The sequence below is a fragment of the Microbacterium sp. MDV22-iso44 genome, from assembly GCF_058629135.1.
Genome location: NZ_JBZVWS010000002.1, coordinates 125,579 through 145,080, shown reverse-complemented (window position 1 = coordinate 145,080; position 19,502 = coordinate 125,579). Strand labels below are relative to the sequence as shown.

General features: G+C 69.5%; 25 protein-coding genes and 1 tRNA gene. 16 read left to right on the top strand and 10 right to left on the bottom strand.

Annotated features, from left to right (window positions below):
- Nucleotides 1-53: 53 nt before the first annotated feature.
- The 4 genes from AC4NN1_RS07465 to AC4NN1_RS07450 all read left to right on the top strand — a co-directional run bounded on the left by AC4NN1_RS07465 (nucleotide 54) and on the right by AC4NN1_RS07450 (nucleotide 3,525).
- The gene (locus tag AC4NN1_RS07465; RefSeq protein ID WP_491954937.1) at nucleotides 54-881 is read left to right on the top strand and encodes a MerR family transcriptional regulator; all 828 of its coding nucleotides are present in this window, start codon (nucleotides 54-56) and stop codon (nucleotides 879-881) included.
- Nucleotides 882-1,030: 149 nt separating this feature from the next.
- On the top strand, nucleotides 1,031-2,590 hold the full coding sequence (locus AC4NN1_RS07460) for a molybdopterin-dependent oxidoreductase (protein ID WP_491954936.1): 1,560 nt from the start codon (nucleotides 1,031-1,033) through the stop codon (nucleotides 2,588-2,590).
- A 21-nt stretch (nucleotides 2,591-2,611) separates the two neighbouring features.
- Nucleotides 2,612-3,100: a MogA/MoaB family molybdenum cofactor biosynthesis protein gene (locus AC4NN1_RS07455; protein WP_491954935.1), complete on the top strand. Its 489-nt coding sequence runs from the start codon at nucleotides 2,612-2,614 to the stop codon at nucleotides 3,098-3,100.
- The gene (locus AC4NN1_RS07450) at nucleotides 3,097-3,525 is read left to right on the top strand and encodes a molybdenum cofactor biosynthesis protein MoaE (RefSeq protein WP_018187095.1); all 429 of its coding nucleotides are present in this window, start codon (nucleotides 3,097-3,099) and stop codon (nucleotides 3,523-3,525) included. The genes AC4NN1_RS07455 and AC4NN1_RS07450 overlap by 4 nt, the downstream gene beginning before the upstream one ends.
- A 14-nt stretch (nucleotides 3,526-3,539) precedes the next feature.
- Here the strand turns inward: AC4NN1_RS07450 and AC4NN1_RS07445 are convergent, their stop codons facing one another.
- The 4 genes from AC4NN1_RS07445 to AC4NN1_RS07430 are packed head-to-tail and all read right to left on the bottom strand — an operon-like array spanning nucleotide 3,540 to nucleotide 6,263.
- On the bottom strand, nucleotides 3,540-3,773 hold the full coding sequence (locus AC4NN1_RS07445) for a MoaD/ThiS family protein (RefSeq protein ID WP_020098231.1): 234 nt from the start codon (nucleotides 3,771-3,773) through the stop codon (nucleotides 3,540-3,542).
- Nucleotides 3,770-4,255, bottom strand: coding sequence for a cyclic pyranopterin monophosphate synthase MoaC (gene moaC, locus AC4NN1_RS07440; protein WP_018187097.1), 486 nt, complete (start codon nucleotides 4,253-4,255; stop codon nucleotides 3,770-3,772). The genes AC4NN1_RS07445 and moaC overlap by 4 nt, the downstream gene beginning before the upstream one ends.
- A complete protein-coding gene (locus tag AC4NN1_RS07435) occupies nucleotides 4,255-5,484 on the bottom strand; it encodes a molybdopterin molybdotransferase MoeA (protein ID WP_491954934.1) in 1,230 nt (409 codons plus the stop codon). The genes moaC and AC4NN1_RS07435 overlap by 1 nt, the downstream gene beginning before the upstream one ends.
- Nucleotides 5,481-6,263, bottom strand: a complete 783-nt coding sequence (locus tag AC4NN1_RS07430; RefSeq protein WP_020098234.1) for a HesA/MoeB/ThiF family protein — start codon at nucleotides 6,261-6,263, stop codon at nucleotides 5,481-5,483. The genes AC4NN1_RS07435 and AC4NN1_RS07430 overlap by 4 nt, the downstream gene beginning before the upstream one ends.
- Before the next feature lie 113 nt (nucleotides 6,264-6,376).
- Here AC4NN1_RS07430 and AC4NN1_RS07425 point away from each other — a divergent pair, with 113 nt between their 5' ends.
- From AC4NN1_RS07425 to moaA, 7 genes are all read left to right on the top strand, one after another.
- Nucleotides 6,377-6,769, top strand: coding sequence for a TOBE domain-containing protein (locus AC4NN1_RS07425; protein ID WP_018187100.1), 393 nt, complete (start codon nucleotides 6,377-6,379; stop codon nucleotides 6,767-6,769).
- Nucleotide 6,770: 1 nt separating this feature from the next.
- Nucleotides 6,771-7,526, top strand: a complete 756-nt coding sequence (gene modA, locus AC4NN1_RS07420; protein ID WP_491954933.1) for a molybdate ABC transporter substrate-binding protein — start codon at nucleotides 6,771-6,773, stop codon at nucleotides 7,524-7,526.
- Complete coding sequence (locus AC4NN1_RS07415; protein WP_491954932.1) at nucleotides 7,523-8,305, top strand: molybdate ABC transporter permease subunit; 783 nt, start codon at nucleotides 7,523-7,525, stop codon at nucleotides 8,303-8,305. Before modA ends, AC4NN1_RS07415 begins: the two co-directional genes overlap by 4 nt.
- Nucleotides 8,302-9,342, top strand: a complete 1,041-nt coding sequence (locus tag AC4NN1_RS07410; protein ID WP_491954931.1) for an ABC transporter ATP-binding protein — start codon at nucleotides 8,302-8,304, stop codon at nucleotides 9,340-9,342. The genes AC4NN1_RS07415 and AC4NN1_RS07410 overlap by 4 nt, the downstream gene beginning before the upstream one ends.
- A gap of 38 nt (nucleotides 9,343-9,380) precedes the next feature.
- A complete protein-coding gene (locus tag AC4NN1_RS07405) occupies nucleotides 9,381-9,857 on the top strand; it encodes an SRPBCC family protein (protein ID WP_018187104.1) in 477 nt (158 codons plus the stop codon).
- A gap of 35 nt (nucleotides 9,858-9,892) precedes the next feature.
- On the top strand, nucleotides 9,893-10,228 hold the full coding sequence (locus tag AC4NN1_RS07400) for a hypothetical protein (protein WP_018187105.1): 336 nt from the start codon (nucleotides 9,893-9,895) through the stop codon (nucleotides 10,226-10,228).
- A 117-nt stretch (nucleotides 10,229-10,345) separates the two neighbouring features.
- Nucleotides 10,346-11,449, top strand: coding sequence for a GTP 3',8-cyclase MoaA (gene moaA / locus AC4NN1_RS07395; protein WP_491954930.1), 1,104 nt, complete (start codon nucleotides 10,346-10,348; stop codon nucleotides 11,447-11,449).
- Nucleotides 11,450-11,453: 4 nt separating this feature from the next.
- On the opposite strand, the gene AC4NN1_RS07390 is transcribed toward moaA, so the two are convergent.
- The 3 genes from AC4NN1_RS07390 to AC4NN1_RS07380 form a co-directional block, all read right to left on the bottom strand.
- A complete protein-coding gene (locus AC4NN1_RS07390) occupies nucleotides 11,454-11,744 on the bottom strand; it encodes a winged helix-turn-helix transcriptional regulator (protein ID WP_018187107.1) in 291 nt (96 codons plus the stop codon).
- Nucleotides 11,741-12,145, bottom strand: coding sequence for a VOC family protein (locus AC4NN1_RS07385; RefSeq protein WP_018187108.1), 405 nt, complete (start codon nucleotides 12,143-12,145; stop codon nucleotides 11,741-11,743). The genes AC4NN1_RS07390 and AC4NN1_RS07385 overlap by 4 nt, the downstream gene beginning before the upstream one ends.
- 63 nt (nucleotides 12,146-12,208) lie before the next feature.
- Nucleotides 12,209-13,294 (bottom strand): hypothetical protein, encoded by a 1,086-nt coding sequence (locus AC4NN1_RS07380; RefSeq protein WP_491954929.1) that lies wholly within the window; start codon nucleotides 13,292-13,294, stop codon nucleotides 12,209-12,211.
- Nucleotides 13,295-13,451: 157 nt separating this feature from the next.
- On the opposite strand from AC4NN1_RS07380, the gene AC4NN1_RS07375 reads away from it, so the two are divergent.
- The 5 genes from AC4NN1_RS07375 to AC4NN1_RS07355 all read left to right on the top strand — a co-directional run bounded on the left by AC4NN1_RS07375 (nucleotide 13,452) and on the right by AC4NN1_RS07355 (nucleotide 18,158).
- On the top strand, nucleotides 13,452-14,492 hold the full coding sequence (locus tag AC4NN1_RS07375; protein ID WP_491954928.1) for an acyl-CoA dehydrogenase: 1,041 nt from the start codon (nucleotides 13,452-13,454) through the stop codon (nucleotides 14,490-14,492).
- Entirely contained in the window at nucleotides 14,486-15,838 is a 1,353-nt protein-coding gene (locus AC4NN1_RS07370; protein ID WP_491954927.1) for a PIG-L family deacetylase, read from the top strand. Before AC4NN1_RS07375 ends, AC4NN1_RS07370 begins: the two co-directional genes overlap by 7 nt.
- A 38-nt stretch (nucleotides 15,839-15,876) precedes the next feature.
- Nucleotides 15,877-16,551: a glycosyltransferase family 2 protein gene (locus AC4NN1_RS07365; RefSeq protein ID WP_491954926.1), complete on the top strand. Its 675-nt coding sequence runs from the start codon at nucleotides 15,877-15,879 to the stop codon at nucleotides 16,549-16,551.
- Between the two features lie 109 nt (nucleotides 16,552-16,660).
- A complete protein-coding gene (locus AC4NN1_RS07360; protein ID WP_491954925.1) occupies nucleotides 16,661-17,611 on the top strand; it encodes a manganese catalase family protein in 951 nt (316 codons plus the stop codon).
- Between the two features lie 148 nt (nucleotides 17,612-17,759).
- Nucleotides 17,760-18,158 (top strand): nuclear transport factor 2 family protein, encoded by a 399-nt coding sequence (locus AC4NN1_RS07355; RefSeq protein ID WP_491954924.1) that lies wholly within the window; start codon nucleotides 17,760-17,762, stop codon nucleotides 18,156-18,158.
- Between the two features lie 28 nt (nucleotides 18,159-18,186).
- Here AC4NN1_RS07355 and AC4NN1_RS07350 read toward each other — a convergent pair whose 3' ends face one another.
- The 3 genes from AC4NN1_RS07350 to AC4NN1_RS07340 all read right to left on the bottom strand — a co-directional run bounded on the left by AC4NN1_RS07350 (nucleotide 18,187) and on the right by AC4NN1_RS07340 (nucleotide 19,393).
- A complete protein-coding gene (locus AC4NN1_RS07350) occupies nucleotides 18,187-18,774 on the bottom strand; it encodes a 1-acyl-sn-glycerol-3-phosphate acyltransferase (RefSeq protein WP_336123324.1) in 588 nt (195 codons plus the stop codon).
- 164 nt (nucleotides 18,775-18,938) lie between these two features.
- Nucleotides 18,939-19,298 carry a hypothetical protein gene (locus AC4NN1_RS07345; protein ID WP_336123325.1) on the bottom strand — a complete coding sequence of 120 codons (360 nt, stop codon included), beginning with the start codon at nucleotides 19,296-19,298 and terminating at the stop codon, nucleotides 18,939-18,941.
- Between the two features lie 22 nt (nucleotides 19,299-19,320).
- Nucleotides 19,321-19,393: transfer RNA gene (locus tag AC4NN1_RS07340), tRNA-Lys, on the bottom strand.
- Nucleotides 19,394-19,502: the final 109 nt, after the last annotated feature.

The following is a 19,502-nucleotide window of genomic DNA, read 5'->3' as shown; positions in this document are numbered from 1 at the left end:
GATGGTCAAGAGGTGCTTGACCTCGCCCCTGGGGCCGGGTCGATGCTGAACTCGTGACTGCACAAGACGAAGAGTGGATGACCGCCGGCCGGTTCGGCGCGTCGACCCTGCTGTCGGCGAAGGCGCTCCGGATCTACGCGGATCGCGGACTGCTCGTACCGCGCCGGGTGGATGCCGAGACCGGGTACCGCTACTACTCGGCCGATCAGGTGCCGACGGGTTGGCTCATCGCGCTCCTGCGCTCGGCCGACCTCTCACTGGATCAGATCGCGTCGATCGTCGACCTGTCCGACACGGATCCGGATGCCGCTGTCGCCCTGCTCGATGAAGCGACAACAGCGATGGACCGTCGAACGCAGGCTCACCATGTCGTGCTCGCTCGAGCGCGGCTTCATCTCACGAAGGAGACCCTGATGTCCGCTGTCGAAACCGCGATCGAGGGCGATCGCCCCGTCCTGAGCGTCATGCGCCGCATGGCGCCGCACGAGATGGACCAGATCATCCACGACGAGGTCCACCACCTGCGACAGATCGCAGAGGGCGCGGGACTGGAAGTGACCGGGGACGCCTTCGGGGTCTTCCATGCGCCGGTCACCGATGATTCCGACGGCCCGCTCGAGATCGTCGTGCCCGTCGACGGCCTGATCGACGGCGTCGACGAGGTGCGCAGCTACCGGATGACCGGCGGCCAGGTCGCCCTCCGTCACGCGGAAGGACACGAGACGGACTTCCCCGAGATCCTCGCGCTGTATGACGAGGTGCACGCCTGGATCACGGATGCCGGTCGCACCCCCATCGGCCCGCCGCGGGAGATCTGGCACAACTCGCCGCGCGACGACGAGCCGCTACGGCTGACGGTGGCGTGGCCGTTCGCGGGGTGAGCTGACCGATCCGCCCCGCATCCGCAAGAGGGAGATTCCACCCCCGCCATGCGCCAGAGTGGGACACGCAAGCCCGTCACGCATGTCATCGCCGCAGCCTCGGTGCATCCGATTCGGTGTTCGCTACGAACAAGCTCGGAAGGGATGACATGAGCACTCACACCACAGGCAAGCGGTTCTTCTTCTGGGCGGCCGTCTCGGGCCTGGTCGGGGGCGCCGTCTTCCTCGCGATCGCCGAGCTGGCTGCGCTGCTGTTTTCGAGCACTTCGAGTCCGATCCTCGCGGTCGGGTCGTTCGTGATCGACATCGTCCCGCGTCCGCTGAAGGAATTCGCGATCAGCACGTTCGGCGAGTACGACAAGATCGCGCTCCTCGCCGGTCTCGGTCTCGCTGTCGTCATCGCGTCGGCGATCGCCGGCATCCTCGAGTACATCCGGCCGCCCCTGGGCGTCATCGCGCTGGTGCTCGCCGGCATCCTGTCGGGTGCGGCGATCCTCACGCGCGCCGAAGCAACGGCGCTCGCGTTCCTGCCGCCGCTCCTCGGCACACTGGCCGGCGCGGCGATTCTCTTCTTCCTCGGTCGCCGGCTGCGGGCCTGGCGCGACGCGCACCTCTCAGACGCCGACGCGCGCGAGGACGGCCTCGACCGTAGACGCTTCCTGCTGATGACGGGCATCGCGGGCGTCTCCGCTCTCGTCGTGGGGGTCGCAGCGCGCACGGTCAGCGCGGCAACCGCCTCCGCCGACGCGATCCGCCGTGCACTCAAGCTGCCCGCTCCGAAGTCGAAGGTCACGATCCCCTCGGGCGCGGAGCTCGACGTGAAGGGCATCAGCCCGCTCATCACACCGAATGCCGACTTCTACCGGGTCGACACCGCTCTCACCGTTCCGAACATCGACCCGTCGACCTGGCGCCTGGTCATCGACGGCATGGTCGACAAGCGCGTCGAACTGTCGTTCCAGGACTTGCTCGACATGGGCCTCGACGAGTACGCCATCACGCTCACCTGCGTCTCGAACGAGGTCGGCGGCAACCTCGTCGGCAATGCGATCTGGCAGGGCGTGCCGCTGCGCGACGTCCTCAAGATGGCAGGGCCGAAGGCGGGCGCCGACATGATCCTCTCGACCAGCATCGACGGTTACACCGCGAGCACGCCCCTCTCGGCGGGCACCGACGAGAACATCGATGCGATCCTCGCCGTCGCGATGAACGGCGAGCCCCTCCCTCCCGAGCACGGCTTCCCCGTCCGCATGGTCATCCCGGGTCTCTACGGGTACGTCTCGGCGACCAAATGGGTCACCGAGCTGAAGATCACGACGTTCGCCGACGACCAGGCCTACTGGACGCCGCGTGGCTACAGCGCCGAGGCGCCGATCAAGTTCTCGTCGCGCGTCGACACCCCCAAGAGCGGCTCGCCCGTCAAGGCGGGCACCGTCCCCATCGCCGGAGTGGCGTGGGCGCAGACCGTGGGCATCGAGCGCGTCGAGGTCAGTATCGACAACGGCGAGTGGATGCCGGCGAAGCTGTCCAACCCCATCAACAAGGACACCTGGGTGCAGTGGGTCCTCGAATGGGATGCCACGCCCGGCACCCACTACGTGGCGGTCCGCGCGATCAACAAGAACGGCGACATGCAGGTCGAGGAGCGCGCCGCGATCGCCCCGAACGGTTCGTCGGGCTGGCAGCGTTCCCTCGTCACCGTTTCGTGACGCACGGCCTAGGGTGAGCACGTGACATCCCTTCGCGCTGTCGTGATCACGGTCTCCGACCGCTCCGCCTCGGGCGAGCGCGAGGACCGCGGCGGTCCGCTCGCGGTGCAGCTGCTCGAAGACGCGGGCATCGAGGTCATCGGACTCGAGGTCGTTCCCGACGGCGCAGACTCCGTCGAATCGGCGCTGCGCCGTGCCCTCGCGACCGGCGCCGGTCTCGTCGTCACGACAGGTGGCACCGGTGTCGGCCCTCGCGATCAGACGCCGGAGGGTACCGAGCGCGTCGTGACCCGGCCGCTGGCGGGCATCGCCGAGGAGCTCCGCCGCGTCGGCCTCGCCGACACCCCGCTGTCGGTCATCTCCCGCGGCGTCGCGGGTGTCGCCGATCCCGAGGGAGCTCTGATCGTCAATCTGCCGGGGTCACCGCGTGCGGTGAGCTCCGGCATCCCTGTGATCGTGTCGGTCGCCGCACACGTGGTCGACCAGGTGAGAGGCGGAGACCACTCGTGAACGCTGTTCGGATCGCCCGGCTCGAAGAGACCGCCCTCGACCTCGACGCGCACCTGCGCGCGGTGGAGGACCCGAAATACGGTGCGGTGACCACGTTCGTCGGTCGGGTGCGCGACAACGATCCGGATGCCGCGACCACCGTCGTCGGCCTCGAGTACAGCGCTCACCCCGACGCAGAGTCGACCCTGCACCGGATCGCCGCCGAAGCGGGTGATGCGTCGGGCGCCGTCGTGGCCGTCAGCCACCGTGTCGGCAATCTCGCCGTCGGCGATGCCGCGGTCGTCATCGCCGTCGCGTCGGAGCACCGGGCCGAGGCGTTCGAGGTCTGCCGCGCCATCATCGAGACGATCAAGACCGACCTGCCGGTGTGGAAGCGTCAGCTCGAAGTCGACGGCACGACGGCGTGGAAGGGCATCGGCGGCTGAGGCTCAGCCTCGGATCAGCCGCCGGCGAAGGGCGGCAGCACGTCGATCATGCGTGCATCTGCGAGGGGGGTGTCGCCGTCGGTACGCACGCCGTCGACGAGCACGGCGCAGTCCGGCAGCACGAACCACAGCTGGGGATGCTCGTCGAGGATCGCTGTGCGGAGCTCGGCGAGGGTCGCCTCGGGGCGTTCCTCGCTCTCGGTCCCGGCCGCCTCGGCAGCGGCTGCGAAGTAGCGGACGAGTGTCATGAGCGGTCCTCTTCTCCGGGACGTACCCAGTCGCCCGAGCGTCCGCCCGACTTCGCGACGATGCGGACGTTCTCGATCACCACGGCCCGGTCGAGGCCCTTGATCATGTCGACGACGGCGAGTGCGGTGACCGACACCGCGGTGATCGCCTCCATCTCGACGCCGGTGCGGTCCGCGGTTCCCACGGTGGCCTCGATCTCGACGCCGTCATCGGTGATGTCGAGCTCGACGGATGCCCGGTGCACACCGATCACGTGGGCGAGCGGCAGGAGCGTCGCCGTCGACTTCGCCGCCTGGATGCCGGCGATGCGCGCGACAGCCAGCACGTCACCCTTCGGGGCGGTGCCGTCGCGGAGTGCGGCGACGACCTCGGCGCTGCACCGGACGAAGCCCCGTGCGGTGGCCGTGCGGACCGTCGGGGCCTTCGCCGTGACGTCGACCATGTGCGCCCGGCCGGCCGAGTCGAGGTGGGGGAAGCTCATCAGACCAGCATGACATCTACGACGTCGCCGACGGCCACGCTCGCGACCTCGCCCGGCACGATCGCGAACGCGGATGCCTGTGCGAGCCCGCCGGCCAGATGCGAGCCCGAGCCGCCCGCCGTCGCGGGGCGCACGGTCCCCGCGGCGAGGTCGACGACGGCCGGCAGGTATTGCCGTCGTCCGGGCGGAGTGGTCCACGCCTCCGCCGCGGTCATGGTCACGTGGGCGCGGTGGATGACCGACCGGCCCTGCAGGGCGAGAAGAGCGGGGCGCACGAACACCTCGAACGATACGGCGACGCTGACCGGGTTGCCGGGGAGGCCGAAGACGAGGCATCCGTCACCCACGGTGCCGAAGGCCTGCGGCTTGCCGGGCTGCATCGAGACCTTGGCGAACTCGACCTCGCCGTGGCCGTCGAAGGCGGCGCGCACGGGCTCGTAGGCTCCGGCGCTGACACCGCCGGTGAAGATGATGACGTCCGCCCCTGCGGCGCGCGCAGCGGCGGTGGCCTCTGCGACCCTGTCGCCGTCGTCCGGGACGCGGGCGACCATCACGACCTCGGCATCGGACGCGGGGACGAGATGCTCGAGGAGCGGTCCGTTCGAGTCGGGGATGAGTCCGCGGCGCACGGGCTCGCCCGGGCCGGTCAGCTCGCTGCCGGTCGAGACGATCGCGACGCGAGGCGCGCGGACGACCGTCACCTGGTCGATGCCGGCGGCGACGGCGGCAGCGACCTGGAACGGTCCCATGCGCTCGCCGGCGGTGATGACGACGTCACCGGCGTGCAGGTCTGCGCCGCGGCGACGGATGAACGCGCCCGCGGCGGGAGCCTCGAGCACCTCGACGATGTCGAGCGAGTCGGCGAGCCCGCCGGCGGTGTTCTCGAACGGCACGATCGCGTCCGCGTCGGTGGGCGTGGGCGATCCCGTCATGATCCGGGCCGCCTCGCCCTCCGAGAGCGCCGGGTCGTCTGACACCCCGGCAGGAAGGTCCGCGACGACTCGCAGCGAGACGGGATGCCCCGGCCCGGCCGGCGCCACGTCCGCGGCGCGCACGGCGAAGCCATCCATGGCGGAGTTGTCGAAGAGGGGGATGTCGTGCGCGGCGACGGCCGGTGCCGCAAGCGTGCGACCGGCAGATGTCCCGACGGGGACGACCTCGGTGGGAAGCGTTCGGACCGCGGCCAGGACGCGCGCGAGCTGTTCCTCGACGCTGCGGAGCCCGCTCATGCGCTCGCCGCCGCAGCCGTTGCGGCCGACCGCAGCGGGATCTCGTGCTGACGGCTCGAGAGCGCGTCGAGGACGAGCATGCGACCGAGCAGCGGCGTGCCGACGCCGATCGCGAGCTTCACCACTTCGGTGGCGAGGATGCCGCCGACCTGCACGCACAGGGCACCGAGCACGCCGACCTGCGCGCAGGTGGGCGGGTCGCCCTCGGTGCCGACGGCGAAGAGATCGTTGAGAACGACCGGATCGCCCTCCGGCGGCCGCGACCAGAAGACCGTGATCTGCGCGTGCCACTCGCGGACGGCTCCCCATACGAGGGGGAGCCCCATCGCCTCGGTGGCGGCCGCGACGGCGCGACGCGTGGCGAACGAGTCGCTCGTGTCGATCACGATGTCGGCACCCGCGAAGAACTCCTGCGCGTTGTCGTCATCGAGGCGAGCGGTGACCGGAGTGACGACGGTGACGGGTGACAGTGCCGCGACGGCGCGCACGGTGCTCTCGGTCTTGTGGACGCCGATGTCCTCGATGCGGTGCGCGATCTGGCGCTGCAGGTTGTGGAGCTCGACGGTGTCGTCGTCGATGACGGTGATGGCACCGACGCCCGCGGCGGCGAGGGCCAGGATCGCGGGCGACCCGATGCCGCCGGCGCCGACGACGGCGACGCGCGTGTTCGCGAGACGCCGCTGCCCCTCGTCGCCGATGCCCTTGAGAACGGTGTGGCGAGCGGTCCGCCTGCGCTCGTCGGGATCCAACTCGGACACGGGATCGACCAGGGGGCGCATGTCCCGAGTTTACGGGGGTCCGGATGCCGCGGGATCGGATTCGCTGCAGGTTAAGAAACCGCAGATACGGACCTTTACGCCTTTGACAACCGCGCATGCGGCATGATTGACGCATGACGACCTACCGTGTGGCGCGAGCCGCCCGCCTTCTGGGCGTGAGCGACGATTCGGTGCGGCGGTGGATCGACCAGGGGCTCCTCCCGGTGACCGACGCCGTGCCCGCCGAGATCCCGGGCGAGGCGCTCGCCGCCTTCGCCGTCTCGATGGCGAACGACCCGGGTGACGGCTACGAGCACCGCTCCAGCGCCCGCAACAGCTTCGTCGGGATCGTGACGCGGGTGCAGGTCGACGGCGTCATGGCGCAGGTCGACATCCAGTCCGGCCCGCACCGTGTCGTCTCGCTCCTGTCCGCCGAGGCGGTGCGCGAGCTGGAGCTCGAGGTCGGCACCCTCGCCCGGGCCTCGGTCAAGGCGACCAATGTCGTCGTCGAGTTGGCGGGGGAGTGACATGCGGCGTTCCCTGCTCCGGCCGCTCGCCCTCGGGGCACTCGCGCTCCTGCTGACGGGGTGCGCGGCACCGGCACCCCCCACGTTGGGCGATCAGCTCGGCGGGTCGCTGACGGTCTACGCCGCGGCATCCCTTAAGGGTTCGTTCGACGAGATCGACGAGGCGTTCACGGCGAAGCATCCCGGGGTCGTCATCAGTCCGGTCTACGACGGATCGTCGACGCTCGCGACCCAGATCTCCGAGGGGGCGCCGGCGGACGTGTTCGCGTCGGCCGACGAGGCCACGATGGCGAAGGTGTCGGAGTTCGCGCTCGAGCCCGCGGTGTTCGCCTCCAACACGCTCGTGATCGTCGTCCCGGCGGGCAACCCGAAGAAGGTCTCGAGGCTGGCCGACCTGGCGGATGTCGTGACGGTGCTGTGCGCCCCCGAGGTGCCGTGCGGTGCGGCATCCGGAAAGCTGCTCACTGCGGCGGACGTGACCGTCGACGCCGCGAGCCTTGAGCAGAACGTCACGGCGGTGCTGACGAAGGTCGCGGCCGGTGAAGCCGATGCGGGTCTCGTGTACGCGACCGATGTGGTCGGGCGGAGCGACGTCGCGTCTGTGGTGCCCGACCGGGCAGACGAGGTCGTCAACAGATATCCGATCGCCGCGCTGAAGGATGCGGCGAATCCCGACGCGGCTGCGGCGTTCATCGCGTTCGTGCGGTCCGAGGCCGGGCGGAAGATCCTCGCCGGCCACGGCTTCGGGGCGCCGTGAGCTCTGCTCGCGGGTACGTTCCGCGGAGCCTCGCGTTCCCCGCGTTCGTCGGTCTCGCCTTCCTGATCCTGCCGCTGCTGGCTCTCATCGCCCGGGTGGAGTGGTCGACGTTCGTCGCCGATGTGACCTCACCCACGGCACTCGAAGCCCTCGGGCTGTCGTTCGGCACCGGGGCGGCGGCGACCGTTGCGTGCATCGTGATCGGTGTGCCGTTGGCGCTGCTGATCGCCCGCTCGGGCCCGCGCCTGGCGGCAGTGCTGCGTGCCGCGGTGACCGTTCCGCTCGTGCTTCCACCGATGGTCGGCGGGATCGCACTGCTGTACCTGTTCGGCCGTCAGGGCTGGCTGGGCGGGTGGGGGCTGTCGTTCACCACGCCGGCGGTCGTCGTCGCGCAGACATTCGTCGCGCTGCCTTTCCTCGTCCTCGCCGTCGAGGGCGCGGTGCGGTCGACCGGGGTGGACTTCGAGCGGACCGCCGCCGCGCTGGGAGCCGGTCGGTGGACGATCCTCCGGCGCATCACGCTGCCGCTCGCTGCCCCCGGCATCGTCGCGGGTGTCGTGCTGTGCTTCGCCCGGGCGATCGGCGAGTTCGGTGCGACCGCCCTGTTCGCCGGCAACCGCCCCGGTGTCACGCAGACGATGCCGCTCGCGATCTACACGGCGTTCAACGGAGCCGGCGTGACGCAGGGCACCGCGGTGGCCCTCGCACTCCTGTTGCTGGCGACCGCCGTCCTCGTCCTGATGCTGGTGCGCGGCTGGCGACCCGGGGCGGCCCGATGAGCGGGCTGCAGGCACGTGTCGTCGTCGACCGGGCGCGCTTCCGGGTGGACGTCGCGCTCGACGCGGCCGCGGGGGAGACCGTCGCGATCATGGGTCCGAGCGGAGCCGGCAAGTCGACGCTGCTCGACGCGCTCGCCGGACTCGTGCCGCTGAACGGCGGCGAGGTCGTCGTGGCAGGACGGACCGTGGAGCGCGTGGCCGCACCCCGGGTGCACACGCCGCCGATGCAGCGCGGAGTCGTGCTGCTCGGTCAGGACCCGCGCCTCTTCCCGCACCTGAACGCGCGCGAGAACGTCGCCTTCGGGCCGCGTGCCGCCGGCACACCCGCCGCGCAGGCCCGTGCCGACGCCGACGCCTGGCTCGACCGGGTCGGCCTGGGCGGGCTGGGGTCACGCATGCCGCGCGAACTGTCGGGGGGAGAGCAGCAGCGCGTCGCGATCGCGCGGGCTCTGGCGGCGTCGCCGCGGGTGGTGTTGCTCGACGAGCCGCTGGTCGCGCTCGATCCCGTGACCGCCTCCGAGATCCGCGGGACGCTGCGGGAGCAGCTCGTCGGGGTGACGACGGTCGCTGTGACGCACGACGCCGGCGACGCGGTCGCGCTGGCCGAGAGGCTGTTCGTGATCGAGGCGGGCGCCGTGGTGCAGAGCGGTCCCGTGCGCGAGGTGCTGGCGGCTCCGGCATCCGCCTTCGTCGCATCGGTTGCCGACATGAATCGGATGCCGGGCGTCTCGGCGGGCGGTGGGTTGACGGATGCCGCGGGCCGCATGCTGACGAGCGCGGATACCGCGCTCGCCGTGGCCGACGGCGTCGCGCTGGCCGCGGTGTTCCGGCCGCGCGACGTGCGGATCGTAGACGGGCCCGGGGCCAACGCGTGGCCCGCAGAGGTGGTCCGCGTCGAGCCGACGCTTCTCGGGATCCGGGTGCATACGACGGCCGGTGTGATCGATGCCGCCGAGCCCGGTGCGGCGTGGTCGTCGGGCGACACGGTGTGGCTGCACGTCGACCCGTCGCGGGTGCGGTTCGTGCCGCTGGGCTGAGGTGCGCGGCGCGGGCGCGGGCCTGCCACGATGAGTCCATGCCCGTCATCGAATCCCGCTGCGTCGTGCCGGTCGAGGTGGAGGTCGCGTTTGCTGTCTCGCAGACCACGGGCGAGACGCGCAAGCGATGGGACCCGTTCATCCGGCGTCAGTACTTCCTCGGTGGCGCGGACGTTCCGGCGAAGGGCGTGCGAACCTACACCGTGCAGCGCTTCGGCTTCCGGATGGAAAGCGAGTACGTCTCGTTCAACCCGCCGTCCAACGTCGGCATGAAGATGACGAAGGGGTCGTGGTTCTTCGAGCGTCTCGCCGGCGGATGGAAGTTCACCCCCGTCGCGGGCGACCCCGGCAGCACCCTCGCCGTCTGGCGGTACAACTTCGCGTGTCGCCCCCGGTGGCTGGCTCCGCTCGCCGAGCGGATCGGTGCCATCGTCCTGAAGCGCGACATGGACCGGCGCATCCAGGGCTTCGCAAGAGGGTGCGAGGACCCGATCGTCCTCGCGGCAGTCAGCTGATCGGTCGTCGCGGCTCGTTCCGGCAGGATGGGGTCGTGCGCATCGTCGGGAGTGTCTCGCTCGTTCTCGCTGGCGTCGTCCTCGGCCTCTTCGGTGTTCTCATGCTCGGTGCGACGGGCATTCATTGGGAGGGTGGCCTCGTCGTCCCGCAGCTCTCGGATTCCGACGACACCGAACGGGCCATCGGCATCGGGATGGGGATTGCGGGCCTCGGGGGTTGGGCGGTGCTCGCGACAGCGGGAGGATTCGTCGGTCTGCGTGGTCCGCGACCATCTCGTGCACGATCGGTCAGCGTCTGGGTGGCGCTCGCCCTCAGCGTCGCGATCCTGGTCGGAGCGATGACGTTCGTTCTTCTTGTCAACGATCGGTAGTCGTCAGGCCGGTTGCGGACGTCGGAAGGTCAGCGACGGCGACGCAACCCGCATATTGGCGCCGCTAACCAGCCCTGTCCCAGCCCCCGCCGATTAGGCTCGGAAGATGAGACGGCGATGGGGGACGCAGCGGTGACCGCCGTCCCGATTTCGCTGGGTCGAGCGCCGCAGATGCCGTCCGATTCCGCCGCCCTTCCCGATCCGGCCGTCGGCCTCGTCGACACCCACGGACGCGTCCACCGCGACCTGCGGATCTCGCTCACCGACCGCTGCTCCCTGCGCTGTACGTACTGCATGCCCGAGCAGGGTAACGAGTGGCTGGCGCGCACGAGCATCCTCACGACCGACGAGATCGTCGAGATCGCGGAGGTCGCGGCGAGCCTCGGCATCCGCACGTTCCGGCTCACCGGTGGCGAGCCGCTGCTGCGTACCGACATCGTCGACGTCGTGCGGCGGGTCGCCGCGATCTCGGGCCCCGACGGCCCGGTCGAGGTCGCGATGACGACCAACGGCATCCGTCTCGCCGAGGTGCTGCCCGACCTGATCGCCGCGGGCCTCACGCGGCTGAACATCAGCATCGACACGATCGATCGCGAGCGTTTCGCTGCACTCACCCGGCGCGATCGGCTCGATGACGTACTCGAGGGGATCGCCGCAGCCGCGGCATCCGATCTGAAGCCCTTGAAGCTCAACGCCGTCGCGATGCGGGGTGTGAACGACGACCAGCTTGCCGACCTCGTCGCCTTCGCGATGGACGTGGGCGCTCAGCTGCGGTTCATCGAGCAGATGCCGCTGGATTCCGGGCACACGTGGGACCGTAGTGCGATGGTCACCCGCGAGGAGATCCTCGAGGCGCTGTCGGAGCGGTGGACGCTCGAGCCGGTTCCCGGCCGCGGCGGCGCCCCCGCGGAGAAGTGGCGGATCGACGGCGGCCCGCACGAGGTCGGCGTCATCGCCTCGGTGACCGCACCCTTCTGCGGAGCGTGCGACCGACTGCGCCTGACCGCCGACGGTCAGTTCCGCAACTGCCTCTTTTCGCTGACCGAGTACGACGTCACGAGCGCTGTGCGCGGGATGCCGGTGGCCGCTACGCGTGAGGACCGTCAGCGCGTCATCGCCGAGACCCTGCACGCGTGCGTGCTCGGAAAGCTGCCCGGCCACGCGATCAACGACCCGTCGTTCCTGCAGCCCGCGCGCGGGATGAACGCCATCGGGGGCTGAGCTCTTACTTGACCTGCGGCAACTCGGCGCCCCACCGACCGAGCGTCGTGATCGCGTCGGCGAGCTGCAGTCCCCGGTCGGTGAGGACGTAGGCCCGGGTGTTGTGCTTGAGCGGCAGTCTCCGCAGCACTCCGGCCGCCTCCAGTTCCTTCAGCCGCGTCGCAAGCATGTTCGTCGGAACCCCGAGCTGGCGCTGCAGGTCGCCGTATCGCTGCGGCCCCTCGAGCAGCTGCTCCACGATGAGCAGAGCCCAGCGCGCCCCGACGACCTCCAGGGCTGCGGCGAGCTCGCTCACGAGGCCTGGTCGGCGTCCGGCTTCATCCAGAACGGCGAGTAGTGATAGCCATCGAGGTCGTCGAACTGCCGTTGGTACATGAAGGGGTAGTCGTCGGTGTCGCCGATCCGCGCCCCCGCGGCTTTCGCCCGCTCGAGAAGTGCGTCTACCTCCTCACGGCTGTTCATATCGAACGAGACCGTGACTTTCGAGGGGGTGTCGGGGCCGCCGATGAGTTCCTCCACGCCGCCGACGCTCGCGTACATCTCGCGACTTCCGAGCATGACGTACTGGTCGGGGGAGATGGCGAAGCACGAGACGTTGTCGTCGGACATCTCGGCGTTGAGGGTCCACCCGATGGCGGTGTAGAAGGCGGTGGCCCGGGTGACGTCCGCGACCGGGCAGGTGATGAAGAGGGTCATGTCGCGATACTTGCAAAATACAAGTGCGGCGTCAATGGGACGCGACGTTGCCGCGTGCGCCGCTCACACGGGTGCCGAGATCGGCAGGCCCACGTCAGCACCCGGGGGATCGGCGACCACAGCAGCAGCCTCCGCCCTGGTGAGGTTGTTGGGGTAGAGCTGTCGTGAGAATCTGCCGCGCGGGTCATCTTTGTCGTGGGGCAGGTCGATGGCCGAGGCGTCGATGATGCGCGCCAGCAGGTTCGTCTCGTCGTCGCTGAGCTCGAGACCGCCCTTCCGGCGGAGGACGACGCGTCCGCGATGGGGCGAGTCGCCCCCGATGCTGAGGATCAGCGTGCGCGGAGCTCCCTTCCACGGTGGGTCTGCGGACAACTCCGCTCGAGTCACCTCGGTCCATCGCAGAGTGCGCCCGCGGAAGCGGATCTGCTCTTGGGCCGGAAGGACCTCGAGCGGCCGACGCTGACGGCGGACGAACAGCAGCCAGCAGATGAGGCCGATCGCGACCACTGATGCCCAGAAGACCCCACCCCAGGGGAACTCGTCTGCGATGCGCAGCAGCTGGAACGACGCGATCACCGCCATCACGACGATCGGGACCGTGGCCGTGCTCGGAAACGTCCCCTTCAGTGGCCCGCCGACGACCTGCCACTCGTCGTCGCTGCGCTGCGGGCCGATCCGCGTCGGTCGTCGATCGGCGGTGCCCGACGAGCCTGCGTAGGCCGCGTCGAATCGAGAACGTCGGAGGACCCACACGCCCATCGCCGCGTAGCCGGCAGCGGGGAGGGCGAGCAGGAGCATCTCGTTCCACGTCGTCGATCCCTCGACGATCATCCACACGAGCAGGGCCACGATGACCGGGCTCGGCGTCAGAAGGATGATGCCGAGGATCCGGAAGGCCCGCCGGAGTCGGACGTCGGGCGGGAGGTCGCGGCCGGTCGGTGGCCACGTCTTGTCGTCCCAGTTCGGCCGCATCGTCCACAGCACACCGATGGCCATGGCGATCGTCGAGAGGGTGAGGAGTGCAGCCGCGAGGAGCGACCACGGCGCACGCGCGATAAGCCAGCCCGAACCGATTCCTCCGCCGACACCGACGACGATGAGCACTGCACCGCTCACGCGAGGGCCGGGGACGCGGAGGGATGAGGTCACGACGTCTGTCTACCGGGTCGACGTCATGGGGCGCCAGATTCCGGGCTGCGGTTACGGGGTGCTATCCGAGAGATTAGGGAGTAGCAAGCCTCTGCCTGTTGGCGTGGGTTGAGGGGACACTCCGAGGGTGACCGACGTGCGGAGAGACTTATCGACAGTGTCCATAGGCGACGGGCGGATCGGTGGCGCGGCCGCCGCCTCACTCGAGGAGGCCGACCGGATCGATGGATTCGGGGCGGACGTTGCCGCGACCCTCGCGTGGACTGTTCGCGTCGGTGACACACGCGGCGACCAGCGATCGCTCATCGACGACTGGTCGTTCCTCGCCGCGGCCGCCTGCCGGGATGTGGGTGCCGCCCGCATCCTCGAACCCCACCTCGATGCGATCGACATCCTCGATCAGGCGGGTCGCGACGGCTACGCCCTCGACCTCGCCTCGATCCAGGCGGGCCCAGAATCCTCGTGGGGCGTGTTCGCCGCCGAAGGCGCGGGGATGCGGCTCGAGGCCCGGGACGATGGAACGGGGTGGCGACTGACGGGAACGAAACCATGGTGTTCGCTCGCACAGCACCTGAGTCATGCGCTCGTCACTGCGTGGGTCGGCGACGAGCGTCGCCTGTTCGCCGTCGCTCTGCGGACCCTCGACGTCACGCCGCACACCGGACCGTGGCACGCGCGCGGACTTCAGCAGGTCGTGAGCGCGCCGGTGGACTTCGCCGCAGCTCCAGCCGTGCCTGTCGGCGAGCCCGGCTGGTACTTGCGCCGCCCCGGGTTCGCGACGGGCGGCATCGGGGTGGCCGCGTGCTGGTGGGGTGGCGCCGTTCCGCTGAGGGATGCTCTGGTCGATGCCGCCCGACGCGACGGCGCTGACCAGCTTTCGCGCGTGCACCTCGGACGGGTGGATGCCGCGCTCTGGGCAGCCAGGCTCGCCCTCCGCTCCGCGGCACGAGAGATGAACGCGCTGCCCCAGGCATCCCACCCCGCCACCCTTGCCGCGCGCGTCCGGGCGATCGTCGCCGACGCGGTCGAGACGACGCTCGCCGAATCCGCTCGCGCTCTCGGACCGCTGCCCCTTGTGGCCGACGAGGCTCACGCCCGGCGCGTGTCCGACCTCGAGATCTATCTGCGTCAGCACCACGGCGAACGAGACCTGGCTCGGATCGGCGCCGACGTCGCAGAGGGGAGAGGAGCATGGTGAGTTTCAGTCACCGCGACCCGGGAACGGACGAAGCGCTGTGGCGCGCGGCGTTCGCTGACCGCGCGCTGCGGACGTTGGATGAGACGTTCGAGCATCTCGTCGTCGTCGCGGCCCACCCCGATGACGAGACGCTCGGTGCTGCAGGGCTCATGGCTCGCACAGCTCGGCGCGGTGCGAGGGTCACGGTTCTCATCGCGACCGACGGTGAGGGCTCTCATCCTGAGTCCCCGACGCATACGCCTGTCGAACTCGCCGCGATGCGACGGCAGGAGGTGGCCCAAGCGCTCCACCAACTCGGCCCGTCGATCGATCTTCACTTCCTCGGCCTTCCGGACGGCGGGACGGATGACCATCGCGAGGCGATCGCGACCGCGCTCGGCGCGGTTCTCGGCGGAAGCGGCACGCACCTCGTCGTCGTCCCGTGGGTGGGCGACGGGCACCGCGATCATCGTGTCACGGCCGAGGTGACCGCGGCGGTGTGCGCTGACCTCGGTGTCTCGTGGCGCGAGTATCCCATCTGGCTGTGGCACTGGGGTTCACCGGACGAGGCGCCCTGGGGAGACCTCGAGGTCGTGCTCCTCGACGAGCCCACGGCGGATCTCAAGCGCGCCGCCATGCACCACCATCGCAGTCAGATCGCCCCGCTCTCAGCGGCACCGGGTGACGAGGTGATGCTCCACGAGGGGATGCAGGCGCATTTCGACCGGCCGTTCGAGGTCTTCGTCCGACCGGCCGGAACCAGCCTCGCGGAGGGCTTCTTCGACGACTTCTACCGCCGCAACGGCGATGACCCGTGGGGTTTCGAGTCGCGCTGGTACGAGCAGCGCAAGCGCAGCATCGCCCTGACGAGCCTGCCTCGCGCCCGGTATGCGTCGGCGCTCGAACTGGGGTGCTCGACGGGCGTGTTGACCGAACTTCTCGCTGACCGATGCGACGCGGTGCATGCCGTCGACATCGCGGATGCTCCGCTCGAGATCGCACGCCGTCGCCTCGGCGATCGTGAGGGTGTTCGCCTCGACCGTCTCGCGCTGCCGGGGGAGTGGCCCGCCGGCACGTTCGACCTCGTCGTCCTCTCGGAGGTCGGCTACTACTGGAGCCCCGCCGACCTAGCCGTCGCCATCGACCGGATCCGGCGTGCAATGGATGCCGGTGGCCACCTCATCGCGTGCCACTGGCGGCATCCGGTCACGGAGTACCCGCAGTCCGGAGACGACGTGCACGCGGCGCTTCGCGCAGCCGAGGGCCTCGTCCGACTCGTGCTCCACGAGGAGGAGGACTTCGTACTCGAGGTCTACGGGCTCGAGGGCGCCCGGTCGGTCGCCGCGGAAACGGGGCTCGTCGAATGACGGCGGACGGTGTTCCGGCAGTGGCGATCGTTGTTCCCGTGCACAACGAAGCCAAGCTCCTCGACGGCTGCCTCGCCGCGCTCACCGCGGCCATCGAGCACACCCGGCGGACGCACCCGGGAGTGCGGATCTCGACGGTCGTCGTCCTCGATGCGTGCACGGATGCCTCGGCCCGCATCGCGCTGTCGTGGCCGGTGCGCACGATCAGCATCGACGCGCGGAACGTGGGGACGGCTCGCCGCCGTGGTGTGGCGGCAGCCGTCGCGGAGCTGGTTTCACCGCCCGCCGACGTCTGGATCAGCACGACGGATGGGGACTCTGTCGTCCCTGTCACGTGGCTCACTCACCAGCTGGCTCTGCGCACCGCGGGTGCGGATGTCGTTCTCGGCACCGTCCGCCCGGACTTCGCCGACCTCACCGCCGAGCACGCGGAGCACTGGCTCGAGACGCATCCGCGTGGCCGTCCGGTGGGCAACGTCCACGGCGCGAACCTCGGGTTGCGTGCCGACGTGTACCTCGCGGCGGGACAGTTCGGTGACCTCGACCAGCACGAAGACGTCGAGCTCGTCCGCGCGGCGCGAGCGCTCGGGGCACGGGTGGTCGCGACGGACGAGAACGAGGTGGTCACCTCGGGCCGCTTCTGGGGGCGGACGCCAGGCGGGTACGCCGCGTTCGTCCGCGCGACGCACGAGCGTATCGCCGGTGTCGGCTGACCCTTTTCCCACAAGGCCGGAAGGTAGCTGGTGCCATCCACGTCGGCAAGGGGCGCGGTGAGGCGAGGGGACAGGCGGATCGTCGGGCTCCCCAACCCCCGGAGGAACCATGTACTTCCACGTTCAAGAGTTCATCAATGAAATCGCACAGGACGAGCCGGATCCCGCAGCCGCCAACGCGCTGCAGGAGGGTCTCGGCGGACAGTTCGGCGAGATGCGCACGATGATGCAGTACCTGTTCCAGAGCATCAACTTCCGCGGCCCGGCGGGCAAACCGTACAAAGACCTCATTCAGGGCATCGGCACCGAGGAGATCAGCCACGTCGAGCTCATCGGCACGACGATCTCGCGCCTGCTGGATGGGTCGCCCCGATACAACGGAAAGCCGACCGACCCGGTCGACGAACCCGGCGCGGGCGGTGCGACACCGCTCAGCATCGCCGTCGACCACGGCAACATCCATCACTATCTGGTCGGGGCGCAGGGTGCACTTCCCGTCGACGCTGCCGGCAATCCCTGGATGGGCAGCTACGTCTACAACTCTGGCAACCTCGTGCTCGACCTGCTGTACAACCTGATGCTGGAGTCGACGGGGCGGCTGCAGAAGTGCCGCCTCTACGAGATGACGGACAACAAGATGGCGCGCAGCACGATCTCGTACCTCATCGTGCGAGACCAGGCGCACGAGAACGCCTACGCGAAGGCCCTCGAGACCCTCGGAGTCAACTGGCGCACCTCGCTCCCGATCCCGAAGACGAACGCCGAACAGTTCCCCGAGGTCAAGCGTCTCGTCGACCTGGGGCTGCAGAGCAAGCAGTACTCGTTCGATCTGGGTAACCAGTCCGAAGCCGGTCGCATCTTCCAGGGGGCGTCGCCGTCGAACGATGGGACGCAATTGGATGCCAGTGAGCAGGCACCGGCAGGTTCGCCCATGACCATCTCACCGGAACGTCCGGAGGAATTCTCGCCCGGAGCCGACAAAGAGCTTCGAGCGCTCATCGAGGCCACCGCCGCCATGGAGATGGCCGACATCGATGCGACGTTCGGACGCATGCAGTAATCCGACGATGTGCGACCCCGGCCCCGTACTGCGGGGCCGGGGTTCAGCCGGTGCGGCACTCGATCCCGGGCGTCACGCGTGCGTTGATGATCCGTGGCGCGCGATGGTGCACCTTGCGCTCGTCGCAAGCGTCGGCGAGCCTGAGGGCATGTGGGATCGCGAGGCAGCGGCTGCAGCCGCCGACGACTGGATCGGCCGATACGTCCGCGCGTGGGAGACCAACGACCCGGGCGACATCCTGTCCCTGTTCACGCCGGACGCGGAGTACCGCGACGGCCCTTCGACCGCGCCATGGATCGGCCACGACGCCATCCTCACGGGCTGGCTCGGTCAGATGGATGACCCCGGCACATGGTCGTTCGAACACGAGCTCACCGCGGTCGACGGCGACATCGCGATCATCCGCGGTCGAACCAGCTACCCGAGCGCGACGACGAAGAGTCGGCAGTACGACAACCTCATGGTCATCCGTCTGGCGGACGACGGCCGCGCGAGGTCGTTCACCGATTGGTACGTGACGTCGGACGCTGCGGAGACAGCCGAGTAGGAGGTCCGGTCGCTGAGTGCGGCTGCGCCTAAGCCGATGTTGCCGGCCGCGGATCGCCCTCTTCGCGCAAGCGAGGCTCGACGCGCAGCTCGGGACGCAGCCCCGACTTGTCGGCGTAGAACGTGCGAATGGCATCCATGTCCCCGCGGACGTCGCCGGTGAGCGTGAGCGTGGGTCCCAGCCCGGTCGTCATGGTGGTGCGATCCACGTACCCGAGCGTGACGGCGAGGCCGGCCTCACGAGCGATGCGGTAGAAGCCCGACTTCCAGTTTTCGACGCCGCCGCGCGTGCCTTCCGGCGTCACCACGAGGCCGAAGACCTCGCCGTCACGGATGCGGCGGACGAGGGCATCGACCACCCCGGCCGGGTTCGCTCTGTCGACGGGGATGCCGCCGATCGAGCGCATCATGGGGCCCCGCCAGCCGCGGAAGAGACTTTCCTTGCCCAGCCAGCGGAAGCGCATCTTCAGGCGCCACGCGATCGCCAGCATGAGCACGAAGTCCCAGTTGGAGGTGTGCGGCGCCCCGAGGACGACGGTGGGTCGGGTCGGCGCGGGCTCGGTTGCGAGCGTCCATCTGCTGAACGTCCAATAGACCCGGGCGACGAGGCGGAGCATTCCGCAACCGTAACGCTCCCTCGTGTTCCGCGGACTCGAGGGGCGCCGGGTCAGCTCTCAGGTTCCCGGGGTATCCTGATATCGATAGGCGGACTTCTCATTCGTCTCGCCCCGGCTGTGTGGTAACAGTCGGGGCTTTTTCATGCTCCAGCAGAGACTGCCGCTCAGCCCTCGATACCGGGTGGCGCCTCGCCGGTCGCGCCGTCGATGACCGCGCGGTCTCCGAGAGGCCGATCCAGCGGGACTTGAAGTGCGTCGAGGCACGAATCGCCGGGCGAGCGCTTCGTCGACGTCACGGTGATGGTCACCGTCCGGTCGTTTTCGTCCACGGTCGCGATGGGATCTCCGTGACACGTGCCGACCGTGACCGACTGGATGTCGCCGCCATTGGCCCATCCGACGATCGGCTGCACCCCACGCTCTTCGCTTGGGTCGGTCTGCGTGCATCCGGCGAGAAGTGCGATCAGGACGATGCCCGTTGCAACCGTTGCGCCTCGACCGGGAGTCTTCTTTCGCCACGCCATGACGATCAATGTCCCACAGAGGTGGGCCCCGTGGGGCTCGAACCCACGACCCGCGGATTAAAAGTCCGATGCTCTACCGACTGAGCTAGAGGCCCTCACCGCTCCAGCCTAATAGGCGAGGGCGGCGGCATCCGTCATCCGCCGTATGAGGAGACAGAAAGAGGCGGCGCCGCCGAAGCCCGCAGAGCTTCGACGACGCCGCCG

Bases quoted from the DNA above. Each gene is read 5' to 3' on its own strand.
- AC4NN1_RS07430 (WP_020098234.1), bottom strand. From the start codon at position 6,263: ATGCGCCCCCTGGTCGATCCCGTGTCCGAGTTGGATCCCGACGAGCGC.
- AC4NN1_RS07410 (WP_491954931.1), top strand. From the start codon at position 8,302: ATGAGCGGGCTGCAGGCACGTGTCGTCGTCGACCGGGCGCGCTTCCGG.
- AC4NN1_RS07445 (WP_020098231.1), bottom strand. From the start codon at position 3,773: ATGACACTCGTCCGCTACTTCGCAGCCGCTGCCGAGGCGGCCGGGACC.
- AC4NN1_RS07405 (WP_018187104.1), top strand. From the start codon at position 9,381: ATGCCCGTCATCGAATCCCGCTGCGTCGTGCCGGTCGAGGTGGAGGTC.
- moaA (WP_491954930.1), top strand. From the start codon at position 10,346: ATGGGGGACGCAGCGGTGACCGCCGTCCCGATTTCGCTGGGTCGAGCG.
- AC4NN1_RS07435 (WP_491954934.1), bottom strand. From the start codon at position 5,484: ATGAGCGGGCTCCGCAGCGTCGAGGAACAGCTCGCGCGCGTCCTGGCC.
- AC4NN1_RS07370 (WP_491954927.1), top strand. From the start codon at position 14,486: ATGGTGAGTTTCAGTCACCGCGACCCGGGAACGGACGAAGCGCTGTGG.
- AC4NN1_RS07345 (WP_336123325.1), bottom strand. From the start codon at position 19,298: ATGGCGTGGCGAAAGAAGACTCCCGGTCGAGGCGCAACGGTTGCAACG.
- AC4NN1_RS07460 (WP_491954936.1), top strand. From the start codon at position 1,031: ATGAGCACTCACACCACAGGCAAGCGGTTCTTCTTCTGGGCGGCCGTC.
- AC4NN1_RS07360 (WP_491954925.1), top strand. From the start codon at position 16,661: ATGTACTTCCACGTTCAAGAGTTCATCAATGAAATCGCACAGGACGAG.
- AC4NN1_RS07350 (WP_336123324.1), bottom strand. From the start codon at position 18,774: ATGCTCCGCCTCGTCGCCCGGGTCTATTGGACGTTCAGCAGATGGACG.
- AC4NN1_RS07355 (WP_491954924.1), top strand. From the start codon at position 17,760: ATGTGGGATCGCGAGGCAGCGGCTGCAGCCGCCGACGACTGGATCGGC.
- AC4NN1_RS07385 (WP_018187108.1), bottom strand. From the start codon at position 12,145: ATGACCCTCTTCATCACCTGCCCGGTCGCGGACGTCACCCGGGCCACC.
- AC4NN1_RS07425 (WP_018187100.1), top strand. From the start codon at position 6,377: ATGACGACCTACCGTGTGGCGCGAGCCGCCCGCCTTCTGGGCGTGAGC.
- modA (WP_491954933.1), top strand. From the start codon at position 6,771: ATGCGGCGTTCCCTGCTCCGGCCGCTCGCCCTCGGGGCACTCGCGCTC.
- moaC (WP_018187097.1), bottom strand. From the start codon at position 4,255: ATGAGCTTCCCCCACCTCGACTCGGCCGGCCGGGCGCACATGGTCGAC.